Consider the following 16184-nt stretch of genomic DNA (forward strand, 5'->3'; position numbering starts at 1 on the left):
CCTCGTCCGTTCTCTTGCCGCTAGCTGATGCCCATGGCCCGTCCCTCCGATTCTGATTCAGGCAATTCCGAAAACACGCAACGTCCGGGCGCTCGTGGTGCGCGGCGAGAACGGCTGCCGCAAACCGATGCGGCGATGTCTGCACTACGCGTGCCGCCGCACTCGATAGAAGCCGAGCAGTCGGTCCTCGGAGGCTTGCTGCTCGATAACGCCGCTTTCGACAAGATCGCCGACCTGATCAGCGAGGGCGACTTCTACCGTCACGAGCACAAGCGCATTTACCGGCAGATTTGCAAGCTCCTCGAGCGCACCAAGCCGGCCGACGCGGTGACCGTAGCCGAAGGCCTCGAACAGGCGGGCGAGGGCAAGGATACCGGTGGTCTGGCCTACCTCGGCGAACTGGCGGCCAACACGCCGTCGGCGGCGAACATCCGGCGCTACGCCGAAATCGTCCGCGAGCGGGCGATTCTTCGGCAACTGGTGAGCGCCGGCGACGAGATCGCCAGCAGCGCGCTCAACCCGCTCGGTCGCGATCCGAAAACGCTGCTCGATGAAGCCGAGGCGAAGGTTTTCGCAATTGCCGAAGGCGGCTTTCGCCACCAGAGCGGCTTTCAGCACATCAACCCGCTGCTGACGCAGGTCGTCGAGCGCATCCAGGAACTGCACGATCGCGACAACCCGTCGGACATCACCGGCGTGCCGACCGGCTATCACGATCTCGACGGCAAGACCTCGGGTCTGCAGGGCGGTGATCTGCTGATCGTCGCTGGCCGGCCGTCGATGGGCAAGACCTCATTTGCCTTGAACATCGCCGAGCACGTGGCGATTGAAGTCGGGCTGCCGGTAGCCGTTTTCTCGATGGAAATGGGCGGCACGCAACTCGCCATGCGGATGCTGTCGTCGGTCGGTCGGCTCGATGCGCACCGTGTCCGTACCGGTCGCCTCAACGACGACGAGTGGTCGCGCCTGTCTTTTGCCCTCGGCAAGATGCACGAAGCGCCGATCTACATCGACGAGACGCCAGCGCTCAACCCGATCGATCTGCGCGCCCGGGCACGGCGCCTGCACCGCCAGTGCGGCAAGCTCGGGCTGATCGTCATCGACTACCTGCAGTTGATGTCCGCCACCGGCCACGGTGAGAACCGGGCGACCGAAATTTCCGAGATTTCTCGCGCCCTGAAGGGTTTGGCGAAGGAGCTCGCTGTTCCCGTGATGGCGCTATCGCAGCTCAACCGCTCGCTTGAGCAGCGGCCAAACAAGCGTCCGGTGATGTCCGACCTGCGCGAGTCGGGGGCCATCGAGCAGGACGCCGACATCATCATGTTCATCTATCGCGACGAGGTTTACAACCCGGATACCGCCGAGAAGGGCGTTGCCGAGATCATCATCGGCAAGCAGCGCAACGGGCCAATCGGGACGGTACGGCTGACTTTTCTCGGCGAGTACACGCGCTTCGAGAATTTGGCAACGCCGGGCTCGTACTGACCGTCTGCCGAGCGAGCCGCCGTTTCGCTCTCGCCGGCCGAGCGGCGAGGTGCTTCAGCCCTCGACGCGGCTGGCGTTGACCGTGTAGCTGAGGAGGCTGCTGTCCAGGCTGTCGAAGCGGCCGGCAGGCGTTTCTGCCTCGGGCAAGACCAGAAAAGGCAAGGCGCGGCCGTTCGAGCCGCGTAGCTTGACGTCCTGGGCGCTGTTGAAAGCGACCCAGTTCATCTCCCAGAAACCAAACAGCAATTTCTTCAGGACGACCAGCTTCGGGTCACTGCTGCTCAGGTGCTCCTCGTCGATGGCCTTGCGGACGTCTGCGGGATTGACCGGAATCCAGCCGTAACCCGGCGTATAAAACTCGGCACGGCATTGCTGGTCGGTACTGAGGTTGCCGGTCGCACCGAGGCCGGAGAACAGGCGTGAGCTATCGATGCGTTGCCCGAAAACCGGCCGCGCCGGAATGCCGATCGATCGACACAGACCGACGAATAGCAGCGAGATGTCGGCACTCTTGCCGCTCAAGTGGCCGCTGTCGAGCATTGCCTCGACGTCACCGCTGCCGATACCGGGTCGCGACGGATCATACAAAGTGTTGTCGATCACCCAGTCGTAAATCGCCTTGCCCTGGGCGACCGGATCCTTGATCCGACCGATGGCGTGCTCGGCGGTACGGCGTACCAGTCCATCGGTTGGCACCAGGTTACTCGAGTGCAGGCAGCGGCGCAGCACGTCGCTGCGCTCGGCGGCGCTGCCGCGCTTGGTAATGTCGAAATGACGGTCTCGTTTGGCGACCTGGCTGGTGATCTGCAGCTGCGGTGTGACGCCTTCGTTCCAGTCGGCGTAAAAGACCACCATCTCCGCCGCCGGGTCGCGGTAGAGGCCGGCGCTGGCGAAATTACCTTGCCAGCCATGGCCCAGCGAACGCTGCCAGGGGGTGTCTTTGTGCAGCGCCAGTGGCAGCCATAGCCGCGCCTTGCCGCTGACCTTGTTGAGCGTGATGCTGGAGGTGATGTCGTAGATTCGCCACGGCGTCAGCGGCTCGTCCGGCAGGCTGATGGCGTCGCGCTGTTCTGCTTCTGCCGGTACGGAAGTCGCCGCAGCGGCAGGGGTGGAGGAGGTGGAAGGGGCGGAACGGGTGGAACGGGCGTGCTGCTCGACAACGGGTTTGGCGCTTGACCTGCCGCGTTTAGTGGCCCTGGTCTTGCTTGCCGGTTTGGCAGCTGCGTGAGCAGTCGTTTTCTTCTTGTTGGCGGCGAGCACCGAAGAAGGCGCCAGTAGTGCAAGAAGCGCCGAAGCAGCAAGGAAATCGCGTCGTTTCAATCGACTCTCCGGTAAGCGCAGGATCCCTGTGGCAGGGAACTGGTCGCCCGTATCGGTGGCTACAAACGAGCAGGCCGTGTCACTAGACACGGCCCGTTAACGTTCGGCAAATTATAGCACCTCGGCCGCGTAGTCAGCGAGGCGGGAGCGCTCGCCGCGTTGCAAGGTGACGTGACCGGCGTGCTTCCATCCCTTGAAACGATCGACGACATAGGCCAGGCCGGAGCTGCCTTCGGTGAGATAGGGGGTGTCGATCTGCGCAATATTGCCGAGGCAGATCACCTTGGTGGCGGGACCGGCACGGGTGATCAGTGTTTTCATCTGCTTCGGGGTCAGGTTCTGCGCTTCGTCGATGATCAGGAATTTATTGAGGAAGGTGCGACCGCGCATGAAGTTGAGTGATTTGATCTTGATCCGGTTGCGAATCAGGTCGTCGGTGGCCGCCCGGCCCCAGTCGCCGGCATTTTCGTCGCTCCTGTTGAGCACCTCAAGGTTGTCTTCGAGAGCGCCCATCCATGGCCCCATCTTTTCTTCTTCGGTTCCCGGCAAGAAACCGATGTCCTCGCCGACCGGCACGGTGACGCGGGTCATGATGATTTCGTTGTAGCGTCGGGCTTCGAGTACCTGCGTAAGCCCCGCTGCCAGGGTCAGCAGCGTCTTGCCGGTGCCCGCCTGGCCGAGCAGGGTGACGAAATCGATCTCCGGATTCATCAATAAATTGAGGGCAAAATTCTGCTCGCGGTTGCGCGCGGAGATTCCCCAGACGCTGTTCCTGGCGTGCGTGTAGTCGGTCAGCGTCGCGATCTCGGCGCTTGTTTCCGAGACCTCGCGGACGCTGGTGTGGAGAGGTCTTTCACCTTCGGCGATGAGGAACTGGTTGTGCAGCAATTGCGTACAAAGGGGTCCCGTGAGGCGGTACAGCGTACGACCGTCGTGCTTCCAGGATTCCATCCCCTGAGCATGGTCGACCCAAAAACCAGGGGGCAGTTCGCGCATGCCGGTGTACAGCAAATCGGTGTCTTCCAGCACCTTGTCGTTGAAGTAGTCCTGCGCGCGCAGCCCGAGTGTGCGGGCCTTGATACGCATGTTGATATCCTTGGAAACGAGGATTACCGGACGCTCCGGATGCCGACCTTGCAGGTGGATGAGCACCGCCAGAATCTGGTTATCGGCCTTGGCTGTGGGTAAGCTTGCCGGGAGCTCGCTGGCAATCGCCTCGGTCTGCAGGAAAAGACGGCCACTGGCCAGTTTGCGGGAAGGCTCGTAGAGTTTGATGCCCTTGGCGATCGCCTCGTCCATGCTGGTAACGATCTCGTCGAGCGTCCGCGTCACCTGGCGAGCGTTGCGAGCGATCTCCGACAGGCCCTTCTTGTGGTTGTCGAGTTCTTCCAGGGTCATGATCGGCAGGAAGACATCGTGCTCCTCGAAGCGGAAGACGCTGCTCGGATCGTGCATCAGGACATTGGTGTCAAGGACGAAGAGCTTTTTCGGCCTGGCGGCCGCGTCGCTACTGACTGCGGGTGGGCGGGCCATTCGAGTGTTTTCCAGGTTGCCTGTGCTTGGGGGGCGATGGCGATCAGAGCTGCACGACAAAATCGAGAACTTCCTGCGCGTGGCCAGCGACCTTGACGCCACGCCATTCGCGCTGCAGCACGCCTTGGCCGTCAATGACGAAGGTGCTGCGCTCGATGCCGCGAACCTGTTTGCCGTACAGCGACTTCATCTTGATCACCGAGAAAGCGGTGCACAGTAATTCGTCGGTGTCGGAGAGCAGATCGAAGGGCAGCTCCTGCTTGCTCTTGAAGTTTTCGTGCGACTTGATGCTGTCACGCGAGACGCCGACGACGATGGCGCCGGCGTTGACGAATTGTGGGTGCAGGTCGCGGAACTGCTGTGCCTCAGTGGTACATCCCGGCGTGCTGTCCTTGGGGTAGAAATAGAGCACCACCGGGCTACCCTGACAGGCTGACAGAGTGAATGTCCGGCCAGCAGTTGCCGGCAGGCTGAAATCGGCTACGGTCTGGTCGCTCATGGCTGTCTCTCAGGGAAGGGGGAATGAATTGTGGTAAGAAAGCGGCGCATCGGTCAAGCCGCTCGATGCCGCCATCTTTTTCAGCCGCCTGCTGCGGCGCTCGTTCTGCTTGCATTCTTGCCGAGAACTGTACGAAAATACAGTGTCAGGAACAGGAGTGGACAATCATGAGCAGAGCTACGGCACTTACTTCGCGACAACAGGAAATACTCGACTTCATCCGCAACACGCTGGAGAGCCTGGGTGCGCCGCCGACCCGGGCCGAAATTGCCAGTGCCTTCGGATTCGCTTCGCACAATGCTGCCGAGGAGCACCTCAAGGCACTCGCCAGGAAAGGCATCATCGTCCTCGAACCTGGCTCGGCGCGTGGCATCCGCCTGGTCGAACAACTTGGCCTGCCGCTGATTGGTAGTGTCGCTGCCGGCAGCCCGATTCTGGCGGTGGAAAACGTCCAGCGCCGCTATACGGTCGATAACAGCCTGTTCAGCCCGCGTGCCGATTTTCTGTTGCGCGTGCGTGGCTTGTCGATGATCAACGCCGGTATTCTGGAGGGTGACTTGCTCGCTGTGCACAGCAGCAGCGAAGCGCGTAACGGTCAGATTGTCGTTGCCAGGCTCGACGACGAGGTGACTGTCAAGCGTTTCCGTCAGCAGGACGGCATGATCCGCCTGATCGCCGAGAACCCCGATTTCGCACCGATCGTCGTCGATTCGGAAGCGCAAACGCTGACTATTGAAGGGATCGCTGTCGGGGTAATCCGCGGTAGCGAGACGATGTGAGTGCGACTTGGCAGCGCTTGTCTCCTCGTCTCCGACGCTTTCGCAAGTCCTTGATCGTGCCGATGTCTGGCGCGGTGATACGCTGGCCAGAGCGCCACTACCCGGCGTGCCGACGGGCTTTGCCGAGCTTGACTGTGAGTTGCCAGGCGGCGGCTGGCCGCGTGGCGGCCTGATCGAAATCTTGCCGGTGCATCGCGGTATCGGCGAACTGAGCCTGCTGCTGCCGGCGCTGGCGCGGCTTTCGACCGATGAACTCTCCTGGCTCGTTTGCGTTGCTCCACCACATCCCCTGCATGCGCCAGCGCTGCAGGCTGGCGGTATTGCTTTGTCGCGACTGCTGGTGGCCAGCGCTCCAGGTCGTGATGCCGTCTGGGCCTGCGAGCGCTCACTGGCTGCCGATGGCGTTGGCGCCGTCGTCGCCTGGCTACCGGAAGTACAGGCCACGTCACTGCGCCGCCTGCAGCTGGCTGCCGAGCGCAGTGGAACACTGTTGTTTGTTTTTCGGCCGGCGGCTTGTGCCAGCCAGTCTTCGCCGGCACCGCTGCGGCTGCTGCTCGATGGGGAGGGTGAGCAACTCAGCGTTCGTCTCCTCAAGCGCCGTGGCGGCGCACAGCCGGCCCCCCTGTCCATCGCCATTCAACGCCCGCTGCGCCTGAGCCATGCTCTGGCTTGTCCTGCATCTACCGCGCCTGTCGCTCGAAGCCTTTCCCGGCCTGCCATCGCCTAGCGCCATCGTCAGCGGCGAACGAATCCTGGTCGCCGACCAGGCGGCGACGTCGGCCGGCGTGTTGCCCGGACTACGGCTGGCCGAGGCGTGGGCGTTGCTGCCGGCGCTGAGCATGCACCCGCGTGATCTCGAGCGAGAGCAGGCCGCCTTGAGCCGACTCGCCTGCTGGGCGGGCGCTTTTACGTCGGAAATCTGCTGCCTGCCGCCACAGACCTTGCTGCTGGAAGTGGCCGGATCGCTGCGTCTTTTTGGCGGCGTTGCGGCGATCTTCGAGCGCATCGTTGCCGGCTGTGTCGAGCAGGGTTTTTCCCCGCAGGCGGCTTTGGCGCCAACGCCGCTCGCTGCGCAGTGGCTGGCGCTAGCCGGTGACGACGAGCCTTGTCTCGACGCGGCGCAACTGCCGCTGCGCCTCGGCAGGCTACCCTTGGCCGTGCTCGATTTGTCGTCAGAGAAACAGGCGTGCCTCGGCAATTTTGGTGCGCGTCTGCTGGCCGACGTGTTTCGCCTGCCGCGTGCCGGCCTGGCGCGCCGCCTCGGCAGCACTTTGCTCACTGACCTGGCGCGGGCGCTCGGCGATTTGCCGGACCCCCGGCCACGCTTTGTTTTTCCGCAGCACTTTGCCGAGCGGCTGGAACTGCCGATGCGGACCGAGCAGGCGATGGCCCTCGGTTTCGCCGGGCGTCGTCTGATCGCCACCTTGTGTGGTTGGCTCACGGTACGTGCCGCTGGGGTCAGCGAATGCTTGTTCGAGTTTGCCCACGAGCGCGCTAGCAGGCAGCGGCCGCCGACCGTTCTCACCCTCGCTTTCAGTACCGCCACGCGTGACGCCGAACGGATCTCGCGAGTGCTCGTCGAACGCCTGCAGCGGCTCAAACTGCCCGCCGCTGTCGAACTGGTCAGCTTGCGGGCCGAAGCGTTTGAGGATCTGCCAGGGCGTACGGCCAGCCTGTTTGGCGAACGTCGAGAGGGCGTGGTGGGCACTGTAGACGATTCGCTGGCGGTGCTCGTCGAACGTCTGCAGGCTCGCCTCGGCAACGAGCGCGTGCATTCGCTCTCGGTGGTCTCCGAGCATCGTCCGGAGAATGCCTCGCGGCCAATCAGGCCGCGGCTGCTGGCCGGAAAAAAAGCCGTGGCAAGCGTGCTCGCTGCTTCGGCGACGCTGGCTACGGGAGCCGCTCCGCGTCCCTTGTGGCTTCTCAGCAGGCCGCAGACCTTGCGCGAAGTGGCCGGTCGGCCGCAGTGCGGTGGCGCCCTGCGGCTGCTGGCCGGCCCCGAGCGTATCGAGAGTGGCTGGTGGGATGCGGCCGAGCCTGAGGCGCTCGGCGACCTGCGGCGCGACTACTTCGTGGCCATTTCCGTGCAAGCTGAATGGCTGTGGATTTTTCGTTGCCAGGCGGGCTGGTTTCTGCATGGCGTGTTTGCCTGACTGCAGCGGATTTAACTGGTGCTTTGCGACAACCATTCTTATAATGCGTGTATTTCCACAGTCGAGCGTTCACCAGCGGAGTCCTATCATGGAGAGCAGCCTCAGCGGTCTGTTACCGCCGTCCATGCTGATTGACATACCGGAAATAGACGTTCAGCACGAAGAGATCTTCCGTCGCATCGAGACCCTGAAGCTAAGCTCCTTCGGCAGCGCGCCGACATCGCTCGACGAATTCGACAGCCTCATCAATTATCTGGAGTGGCATTTCACCAGCGAAGAGCGCCTTGCTCTGCTGCGCGGTGTGCCCTTCGCCGAACACGCACGAGTCCACGAAGAGAATTTGCAGATGTTGCGAAAAGCGCTGCGTGGCGTGCGTGACGGTTCGCGAGATGTTCATTCCTTCCTGCGCTTTATGGAATACTGGTTCGAGCGCCATATCAACGAGGAAGACAAGCCCTTCGCGGCCAGTTTGCATGCACCTCAAAGCTGACGCTTTCCCGCTGCCCGACTGCGAGTTCCCTGTGCTCCGTCGATCTGACCCAGCAATTACCGCCGCCGTTCGCCTGGCCCGTTTGTCGACCGACATTCAGAGGCCGCGCCCGGTCATGGCTGGAAAGGCACTTGCCAATGACCCCGCAAGCGCTTCCGGCAAGCGCCCTGACGAGCATTCCGAAAATAGCCTCGAAAGCCGCCGCCGCGGATTCTTTTTTGCGTTCTTCCGAGCATTCTGGCAAGCTGATAACCGGAACAGCATATGTTGTCATATTTCATTGCAGACCCTCCAGAAGGACCGTTTGCAGTTCTCCTGATTACTCCTCAACGGGCTCTACCGACCATGAACATCACCAACTCAGCCGCCTGGAAGGCCATTGAAACGCACCGGCAATCGCTCTCGCCGGTGCATCTCCGAGAACTGTTTGCCGGCGATCCGGAGCGTGTCGCTGCGCTCTCGCTGAGCTTCGAAGGAATCCATTACGACTTCTCGAAGCAGCGTCTGAATTCGACGACGCTGGCGCTGCTGCTCGAACTGACCAGGGAAGCACGCCTCGTCGAGGCGACGACTCGCATGTTCAGCGGCGAGAAGATCAATGTCAGCGAAGACCGATCCGTGCTGCACGTCGCCTTGCGGCGGTCGCACGCACCTTTCCCCAGTGCTGATTTCGATGTGATGGCCGAGGTTCTGCCGACGCGCCAGCGAATGGCGGCCTTCGCCGACAGAATCCGCGCCGGGCAAGCGCTTGGTTTCACCGGTCTGCCGATTCGTAATGTCGTAAATATCGGCATTGGTGGCTCCGACCTCGGGCCGAAGATGCTCGGCTACGCGCTACGTTCGATCTCGCATCCGGCACTTGGCGTGCATTACGTCTCCAATCTCGACGGTGCCCAGCTGGCGCCGCTGCTACAAACCCTCGATCCGCGCACGACGTTGTTTCTGGTCGCCAGCAAGACCTTCACGACGCAGGAGACGATGCTCAACGCGCAAACCGCCCGCGATTGGCTGATCGCCAATCTCGGCGACGCCGCTGCGGTCGCCAGGCATTTTGCGGCGCTGACCGCAAAACCGGAACGCGCCGTAGACTTCGGAATCAACGAGGATTCGGTTTTCCCGCTGTGGGACTGGGTCGGCGGGCGTTTTTCTCTGTGGTCGGCGGTCGGCCTGGCGTTGATGATCGCCATCGGCCCACAAGCTTTTGGCGATCTGCTGGCTGGCGCTGAACGCATGGATGAGCACTTCCGGACTACGCCGTTCGAGCGCAACCTACCGGTGGTGATGGCGCTGATCGGTATCTGGAATACCAACTTCCTGGGCGCGACGAGCAATGCCGTCCTGCCCTATAACGAGTCGCTGAAGTATTTCCCGTCGTTCCTGCAGCAGCTCGAAATGGAGAGTAACGGCAAGTCGGTCGGCATTGATGGTCAGCCACTGACGCAGGCGACCAACCCGGTCGTCTGGGGCGAACTCGGCAACAACGGCCAGCACGCCTTCTTCCAGCTGCTCCATCAGGGCGGGCGATTGGTGCCTTGCGATTTCATCGCCGCTGTCCGTTCGGACTTTCCACTGCCGGGTCACCAGGAGGCGCTGCTGGCCAACTGCTTTGCGCAGAGTGCGGCCCTGGCATTCGGCAAGACCGCGGACGAGGCACGCCAGGAGCTCGCTCGCAGCATGCCGCCGGCGGCGTTGGCAGAACTTCTGCCGCACAAGGTGTTTGTCGGCAACCAGCCCTCGTCTACCTTGCTGCTGTCACAACTCGATCCGCAGACGCTCGGTGCCCTGGTGGCTCTCTACGAACACAAGGTCTTCGTCCAGGGCATCATCTGGGGGCTCAATTCCTTTGACCAATGGGGTGTCGAGCTTGGCAAGGCGGTGGCCAGCAGCATCCTGCCGGCGATCGCCGATCCGTCGCTGGCGGCAAAGCTCGACGCGTCAACGCAGGCTCTGTTGGCGTACAGCCGGAAACATCTGGCGTGAAGCTGTTTTTTTGCGCCAGCGAATTGGCGCGTTCAATTTGCAACGAGGCATGACATGACTATGAAGTTGATCAGCGTTCCCAGCGCGCCATTCTCGGGCCAGAAGCCGGGGACATCCGGGCTGCGGAAAAAAGTGACGGTATTTCGCCAGCCACGCTATCTCGAGAATTTCGTCCAGGCCATTTTCGACACGCTCTCGGGCCAGCAGGGTAAAACCCTGGTTCTCGGTGGCGACGGCCGCTTCTACAACGATGTCGCCATCCAGACCATCCTGCGGATGGCGGCGGCGGCGGGTTTTGGCCGCGTTCTCGTTGGCCGTGACGGTATTCTGTCGACGCCGGCGGCCAGCGCGGTGATCCGCAAGTGGCAGGCTTTCGGGGGCATCATCCTGTCGGCGAGTCACAACCCCGGTGGTCCAGACGGCGACTTCGGCATCAAGTACAACCTGAGCAATGGCGGTCCGGCCAACGAAGGCTTTACCGACGCTGTTTATCAGCGCACCCAGGAGATCAGCGCCTATCACACCGTCGACGCGGCGGACATCGACCTGGGCCGGATCGGCGAGCTTCACATCGGCGAGATGCTCGTCACGATAATCGATCCGGTGGCTGACTACGCCGAACTTCTGGAGTCGCTGTTTGACTTCGAGCGCATCGCTGCGCTGTTGGCGCGCCCGGATTTTCGCATGCGTTTTGACGCCATGCATGCCGTCAATGGTCCCTATGCGCACGAAATTCTCGAGCGCCGTCTTGGTGCGCCCGCCGGGACGGTGGTCAATGGCACGCCGCTGCCCGATTTCGGCGGTGGCCACCCCGATCCCAACCCGGTTTATGCGGCCGAACTCGTTGCGGCGCTGGCCGATAGCCGTTCCGGATTGTCCTTTGGCGCGGCTTCGGACGGCGACGGCGATCGCAACATGATCGTTGGCCGTGATTTCGTCGTCAGCCCGAGTGATAGCCTGGCGGTGATCGCCGCCAACTACGCACTGATTCCCGGTTACGCCAGCGGGCTCGCCGGCGTGGCGCGATCGATGCCGACCAGTTGTGCCGTTGATCGCGTCGCCAGGGAACTCGGTATCCCGTGCTACGAAACGCCGACCGGCTGGAAGTACTTCGGCTCGCTGCTCGATGCCGGCAAGGCAACGATCTGCGGCGAGGAGAGCGCCGGCACCGGCTCCAGCCACGTGCGTGAGAAGGATGGTCTGTGGGCGGTGCTCTACTGGCTCAACATCCTGGCGGTGCGCGACACGCCGGCCGACGTGATCGTTCGCGAACACTGGCAGCGTTTTGGCCGAAACGTCTACTCGCGCCACGACTACGAGGGCATCGACACCGCCGCTGGCGATCGCCTGATGAATGACTTGCGCGCTCGCCTGCCGCAGTTGGTGGGCACCCTGTGCAACGAGCTGCGTGTCGCCGCGGCCGATGATTTTGCCTATACCGATCCGGTCGACGGTTCGCTGTCGGAGCGTCAGGGCGTTCGTATCCTGCTTGAAGATGGCTCACGGGTCGTCTTTCGACTGTCCGGAACGGGCACCGAGGGTGCCACCCTGCGCGTCTATCTGGAGCGCTACGTGGCCGACGCCAGCCAGCATGAAGTGCCCACGCAGGAAGCGCTGGCACCGCTCATCGGCCTCGCCGAGACCGTCGCTCAGATTGCGGCGAACACCGGGCGGAAGGGCCCGGATGTGATCAGCTAGCACGCGATGACACTTACGGCTGCCGTCACGGATTGTGAATCGAGCTTAAAAACAGGGGATAAGAAAATGGACAGGAAAACATTCCAATTATCACGCAAGGCGATTGCCTTGGTGCTGGCTGGCGGGCGCGGCAGCCGACTACACGAGCTAACCGACCGACGCGCCAAGCCGGCCGTCCATTTTGGTGGTAAGTTCCGGATCATCGACTTTGCCCTGTCGAACTGCGTCAATTCGCAGCTTCGGCGCGTCGGCGTGGTGACCCAGTACAAGTCGCACAGCCTTTTGCGCCACCTGCAGCGCGGCTGGAGCTTCCTGCACGGTGAGGTCAACGAGTTTGTTGACCTGCTGCCCGCGCAGCAGCGGATAGACGAGGAGTCGTGGTATCGGGGTACGGCCGACGCGGTCTATCAGAACATCGATATCCTCGAGACCTATGTGCCGGCGCCTGAATACGTCGTGATTCTCGCCGGTGATCACGTCTACAAGATGAATTACGGTGTGATGCTGGTTGACCACGTCGAAAGCGGTGCCGAGTGCACCGTCGCCTGCATCGAGGTGCCACGCAAGGAAGCCAGCGGCTTTGGCATCGTCGCGGTCGATGAAAATGGTTTGATCACCGACTTCATCGAAAAGCCTGCCGACCCACCGGGAATGCCGAACAACCCGGAAATGGCCCTGTGCAGCATGGGGGTCTACGTTTTCAACGCCAAGTATCTTTATGCCGAACTGGCACGTGACATTGCCGACGAAACGTCCAATCACGACTTCGGCAAGGACATCATTCCGCACGCCGTCGCCAACCGCTGTGCGGTAGCACACTCGTTCTCGCGCAGTTGCGTGGTGGCGCCCGATGAACCGGTCAGAGAACACTACTGGCGCGACGCCGGGACCATCGACGCCTATTGGGACTCCAACATCGACCTGACAGCGACGGTGCCGGCATTGAACCTCTACGACAGCAACTGGCCGATATGGACTCATCAACAGCAACTGCCGCCAGCCAAGTTCGTGCATAACCATCTTGACCGACGCGGTACGGCGATCGAGTCGACGGTGTCCGGCGGCTGTATCGTCTCCGGGGAAGTCAACCGCTCGCTGCTGTTCTCGAGTTGCCGTATCCATTCCTACTCGCGCGTCAACCTGTCGGTGCTGTTGCCCGATACGGTGGTTGGCTCGCGAGCGCGTTTGAGCCGCTGCGTGGTGGACAGCGGTTGTTCCATCCCGCCGGGGATGGTCGTCGGCGAGGACCCGGATGACGATGCCCGGCGCTTCCGCCATACCGAGAATGGCGTCACGCTGATTACCAAGAAAATGCTCGATCGGCTCGCCTAGCGAGGCCTGCAAGGGGCTTGCTCCGTGCGTATCCTGCACGTTGCTGCGGAGATCTATCCGCTGGTCAAAACCGGCGGCTTGGCCGACGTCGTCGCCGCGCTGCCGGCAGCGCTTGCTGCTCGCGGTCTTGACGTGCGCATCCTGTTGCCAGGGATGCCGGCGATTCTCAATGGTGTCGTCGACCTCAAGCGGGTAATCCGCTTTGGTCCGGCCTTTGGTGCCGCCGTCATCACGCTGCGACTGGGTCGCTTACCCGATAGTGGCTTGCTGGCCTACGTCATCGACGCGCCATTCCTCTATCGGCGCGACGGCAATCCGTATCTTGGTCCGGACGGTTGCGACTGGAGCGACAACCATCGGCGATTCGCTCTGCTGGGCTGGATCGCCGCGCACCTGGCTGCCGGCGAACTTGATCGACACTGGCAGCCCGAGGTCGTCCATGCCCATGATTGGCACGCCGGGTTGGCTCCCGCCTACATCGCGCAGAATCCGGCCGGGACTACGGCGACGGTGTTCACCATCCACAATCTCTCGTTCCGTGGTCTCTTCCCACTTGACCACCACAACGACCTCGGTCTGCAAATTTCCGGCGCCAATCAGAGCAGCGTCGAATTCCACGGCCAGCTGTCTTTCATGAAGGCGGCGCTGGTGCATGCCAAGCGCGTGAACGCCGTCAGTCCGACCTACGCCCGCGAGATCTGTACGCCGGAGTTTGGCTGGGGGCTGGACGGTGTTCTCCGTGGCCGCGGCAGCGACCTATCGGGCATCCTCAATGGTGTCGATTATTCGGTCTGGGACGCGCGCACCAATGCAGCGCTGCCCCGCAACTATAGCGCCGATCGTCTTCGTGGCAAGATGGTTTGCAAGCTCAAGCTACAATCTGATCTCGGTTTTGCGCTGCGGGCCAAGGCGCCGCTGTTCGCGGTGGTCAGTCGATTGACTGCGCAAAAGGGCATGGACCTGCTTCTCGGGGCCTTGCCGACGCTGCTCGCCGATGGTGCTCAACTGGTTGTCATCGGCAGTGGCGAAGCCGATATCGAAGCCGCTTTCCGGGCGGCCGCCGCCGCTCATCCTGATGCCGTCTCGGTCCATCTCGGCTACGACGAGCCCTTGTCGCATCGGATCATGGCCGGCGCCGATGTCCTGCTCGTTCCGTCGCGTTTCGAGCCCTGTGGTCTGACGCAGCTCTACGCCTTGCGCTACGGCACTGTGCCACTGGTGCGGCGGGTTGGCGGTCTGGCCGATACGGTAGTCGATGCGACGCCGGAAAACCTCAAGGCGGGTACCGCCAACGGCTTCACTTTTGACGACGCCAGCAGCCGCAAGCTGGCGGCGCGTATCGGCAAGGCTTGTGCGCTCTTCCGCGACCCGGCGGCCTGGCGGCAGATGCAGCAGCACGGCATGGCGCAGAATTTTTCCTGGGACGACTCTGCCGTTCGCTACGAGGCTTTGTACCGTAGCATCTGAAGCGGCGTACGGCGCAGCGGCCGGCCCCGGACCCGCCGCCTGGCAAGCGACTGGCGGCGCCGCCGAGAATCCGCTACTGTTGCTGCCGGAAACCATACTTCACAGGAGAACTCCTTGCCCCTTGATTCTCGCCGCCTGATCCAGCCTTTCAACGGCCTTCGCCCGCGCCGCGCCGACGCGGCAGCGGTTGCCGCACCACCGTACGATGTCCTGTCCAGCGACGAGGCCCGGCAAGCGGCCAGTGGCAAGCCGCTGTCCTTTCTGCATGTCTCCAAGGCCGAGATTGACCTGCCAGCCGCCGTCGATCACTACGCTGCCGAGGTCTATGTCCGATCGGCCGAGAACTTTCGGCGGCTGATTGATGCGGGAATTCTGTCGCGTGACGAGCGCCCCTGTTATTACGCGTATCGCCTGGTGATGGGCGAGCACGTCCAGATCGGCCTGGTGGCGGTTGCCTCGGTCGCCGCCTACGACAGCAATCGTATCCGCAAGCACGAACTCACTCGCCCCGACAAGGAGGACGACCGGGTCCGTCAGATCGAGGCGCTGAATGCCCAGACCGGCCCGGTATTGTTGGTGCACGCCGACGACGCTGAAGTCGAGCGCCTGCTGCTTCAGGCTACCGAGGACGAGCCGGTCGCCGATCTGACCGCCGACGGCAGCGTCAGGCATAGCGTGTGGACCATTGACGATCCCGAACGTGTGGCGCGAATCAGCGCGCTTTTCGATGCCATGCCGTCGCTCTACATCGCCGACGGCCACCACCGTTCGGCGGCCGCCTCGCGAGTAGCGGCCGCTCGGCGCGGCACGCCGGCTGCCACGGCTAGCGGCGAATTCTTCCTGTCGGTGATTTTTCCCGCATCACGCTTGCAGATCATGGACTACAACCGGGTCGTGCGCGATCTGCACGGCCTGACCGAGGAAGCGTTTCTGGCGGCACTTGCCGAGCGCTATCGAATCACCGTGTGTACCAGTCAGGAAAAGCCCGAGCGTCTGGGCGTGTGCAGCATGTATCTCGGTGGGCGCTGGTACCGGCTCGAGGTACAGCCCGAACGCGTTCCTGTGGCGGACCCCGTGCGTCGCCTGGACATCTCGGTGCTTGCCGAGCAGATCCTCGGGCCGCTGCTGGGGATCACCGATCTGCGCCGCGACACGCGCATCGATTTCGTCGGCGGCATGCGTGGCCTGGCAGAACTCGAGCGCCGCGTCGATAGCGGCGAGATGGCGGTAGCCTTTGCCATGTATCCGACGCCGATGGCCGAACTGATGGCGGTGGCCGACACCGGCCAGGTGATGCCGCCGAAGTCGACCTGGTTTGAACCGAAACTCGCCGACGGCCTGGTCTCGCACGTCCTCGATTGAAGTCGCTGTCAGCCGGGTGGTGGTGACCGCGGTGGTGAGCGCAGCGGGTCACCCTCTTCGGTCGCTGGCGGCGCCTTGCCGGGCCG

General features: G+C 62.7%; 13 protein-coding genes. 10 read left to right on the top strand and 3 right to left on the bottom strand.

The window, feature by feature from the left end:
• Nucleotides 1-135 precede the first annotated feature (135 nt).
• On the top strand, nucleotides 136-1485 hold the full coding sequence (gene dnaB / locus QZ656_RS01905) for a replicative DNA helicase (RefSeq protein ID WP_291991788.1): 1350 nt from the start codon (nucleotides 136-138) through the stop codon (nucleotides 1483-1485).
• A 54-nt stretch (nucleotides 1486-1539) separates the two neighbouring features.
• Here dnaB and QZ656_RS01910 read toward each other — a convergent pair whose 3' ends face one another.
• The 3 genes from QZ656_RS01910 to QZ656_RS01920 form a co-directional block, all read right to left on the bottom strand.
• A complete protein-coding gene (locus QZ656_RS01910; protein ID WP_291991789.1) occupies nucleotides 1540-2805 on the bottom strand; it encodes a transglutaminase-like domain-containing protein in 1266 nt (421 codons plus the stop codon).
• A 111-nt stretch (nucleotides 2806-2916) separates the two neighbouring features.
• A complete protein-coding gene (locus tag QZ656_RS01915) occupies nucleotides 2917-4338 on the bottom strand; it encodes a PhoH family protein (RefSeq protein WP_291991790.1) in 1422 nt (473 codons plus the stop codon).
• A gap of 43 nt (nucleotides 4339-4381) precedes the next feature.
• Nucleotides 4382-4837: a peroxiredoxin gene (locus QZ656_RS01920; protein ID WP_291991791.1), complete on the bottom strand. Its 456-nt coding sequence runs from the start codon at nucleotides 4835-4837 to the stop codon at nucleotides 4382-4384.
• Nucleotides 4838-5004: 167 nt separating this feature from the next.
• On the opposite strand from QZ656_RS01920, the gene lexA reads away from it, so the two are divergent.
• The 9 genes from lexA (at nucleotide 5005) to QZ656_RS01965 (ending at nucleotide 16098) form a co-directional block, all read left to right on the top strand.
• Nucleotides 5005-5616 (top strand): transcriptional repressor LexA, encoded by a 612-nt coding sequence (gene lexA / locus QZ656_RS01925; protein WP_291991792.1) that lies wholly within the window; start codon nucleotides 5005-5007, stop codon nucleotides 5614-5616.
• 7 nt (nucleotides 5617-5623) lie between these two features.
• Nucleotides 5624-6343 (top strand): translesion DNA synthesis-associated protein ImuA, encoded by a 720-nt coding sequence (gene imuA / locus QZ656_RS01930; RefSeq protein WP_291991793.1) that lies wholly within the window; start codon nucleotides 5624-5626, stop codon nucleotides 6341-6343.
• Nucleotides 6276-7769, top strand: a complete 1494-nt coding sequence (locus QZ656_RS01935; RefSeq protein ID WP_291991794.1) for a DNA polymerase Y family protein — start codon at nucleotides 6276-6278, stop codon at nucleotides 7767-7769. Before imuA ends, QZ656_RS01935 begins: the two co-directional genes overlap by 68 nt.
• 88 nt (nucleotides 7770-7857) lie before the next feature.
• Nucleotides 7858-8259 (top strand): hemerythrin family protein, encoded by a 402-nt coding sequence (locus QZ656_RS01940; RefSeq protein WP_291991795.1) that lies wholly within the window; start codon nucleotides 7858-7860, stop codon nucleotides 8257-8259.
• A gap of 345 nt (nucleotides 8260-8604) precedes the next feature.
• Nucleotides 8605-10239, top strand: coding sequence for a glucose-6-phosphate isomerase (pgi, locus tag QZ656_RS01945; protein ID WP_291991796.1), 1635 nt, complete (start codon nucleotides 8605-8607; stop codon nucleotides 10237-10239).
• Nucleotides 10240-10299: 60 nt separating this feature from the next.
• Nucleotides 10300-11937 (top strand): alpha-D-glucose phosphate-specific phosphoglucomutase, encoded by a 1638-nt coding sequence (locus QZ656_RS01950; RefSeq protein ID WP_291992109.1) that lies wholly within the window; start codon nucleotides 10300-10302, stop codon nucleotides 11935-11937.
• Nucleotides 11938-12003: 66 nt separating this feature from the next.
• Nucleotides 12004-13269 (top strand): glucose-1-phosphate adenylyltransferase, encoded by a 1266-nt coding sequence (glgC, locus tag QZ656_RS01955; RefSeq protein ID WP_291991797.1) that lies wholly within the window; start codon nucleotides 12004-12006, stop codon nucleotides 13267-13269.
• A gap of 24 nt (nucleotides 13270-13293) precedes the next feature.
• Nucleotides 13294-14736 carry a glycogen synthase GlgA gene (gene glgA / locus QZ656_RS01960; RefSeq protein WP_291991798.1) on the top strand — a complete coding sequence of 481 codons (1443 nt, stop codon included), beginning with the start codon at nucleotides 13294-13296 and terminating at the stop codon, nucleotides 14734-14736.
• A 114-nt stretch (nucleotides 14737-14850) separates the two neighbouring features.
• Nucleotides 14851-16098 (top strand): DUF1015 family protein, encoded by a 1248-nt coding sequence (locus QZ656_RS01965; RefSeq protein ID WP_291991799.1) that lies wholly within the window; start codon nucleotides 14851-14853, stop codon nucleotides 16096-16098.
• Nucleotides 16099-16184: the final 86 nt, after the last annotated feature.

This window comes from Candidatus Accumulibacter sp. ACC003, from assembly GCF_907163085.1.
GTDB lineage: Bacteria > Pseudomonadota > Gammaproteobacteria > Burkholderiales > Rhodocyclaceae > Accumulibacter.

Coding starts and splice junctions, on each gene's coding strand:
- dnaB (WP_291991788.1), top strand. CDS start 136: ATGTCTGCACTACGCGTGCCGCCGCACTCGATAGAAGCCGAGCAGTCG.
- QZ656_RS01915 (WP_291991790.1), bottom strand. CDS start 4,338: ATGGCCCGCCCACCCGCAGTCAGTAGCGACGCGGCCGCCAGGCCGAAA.
- QZ656_RS01920 (WP_291991791.1), bottom strand. CDS start 4,837: ATGAGCGACCAGACCGTAGCCGATTTCAGCCTGCCGGCAACTGCTGGC.
- lexA (WP_291991792.1), top strand. CDS start 5,005: ATGAGCAGAGCTACGGCACTTACTTCGCGACAACAGGAAATACTCGAC.
- QZ656_RS01935 (WP_291991794.1), top strand. CDS start 6,276: ATGCTCTGGCTTGTCCTGCATCTACCGCGCCTGTCGCTCGAAGCCTTT.
- QZ656_RS01940 (WP_291991795.1), top strand. CDS start 7,858: ATGGAGAGCAGCCTCAGCGGTCTGTTACCGCCGTCCATGCTGATTGAC.
- pgi (WP_291991796.1), top strand. CDS start 8,605: ATGAACATCACCAACTCAGCCGCCTGGAAGGCCATTGAAACGCACCGG.
- QZ656_RS01950 (WP_291992109.1), top strand. CDS start 10,300: ATGAAGTTGATCAGCGTTCCCAGCGCGCCATTCTCGGGCCAGAAGCCG.
- glgC (WP_291991797.1), top strand. CDS start 12,004: ATGGACAGGAAAACATTCCAATTATCACGCAAGGCGATTGCCTTGGTG.